The organism is Streptomyces wedmorensis, assembly GCF_000716445.1.
GTDB classification, from domain to species: Bacteria; Actinomycetota; Actinomycetes; order Streptomycetales; family Streptomycetaceae; genus Streptomyces; species Streptomyces wedmorensis.
In genome coordinates this window covers 1-230 of the sequence record NZ_JNWK01000223.1, presented here as the reverse complement: position 1 = coordinate 230, position 230 = coordinate 1, and the positions used below count along the sequence as shown (strand labels likewise).

General features: G+C 72.6%; 1 protein-coding gene. It reads left to right on the top strand.

Translation table 11 applies throughout. The features are described from left to right. A partial coding sequence (locus OO54_RS41190; protein WP_033213007.1) for a condensation domain-containing protein occupies window positions 1–230 on the top strand: 230 nt, incomplete at both ends.

Here is a 230-nt window from a genome sequence, read left to right as displayed (position 1 = left end):
TCCTACGCCCAGCGACGCCTGTGGTTCCTGAACCGCCTGGAGGGTTCCTCGGCGGCCTACAACGCACCGGTCGTCATCCGGCTCGCCGGGCGGCCCGCGGCCTCGGTGATCGAGGCGGCGCTGCGGGACGTGGTGGAGCGGCACGAGGTGCTGCGGACGGTGTACCCGGCCGTGGACGGGGAGCCGTACCAGGAGATCACGACGGACCCGGCGGTACCGGTGGAGGTCGT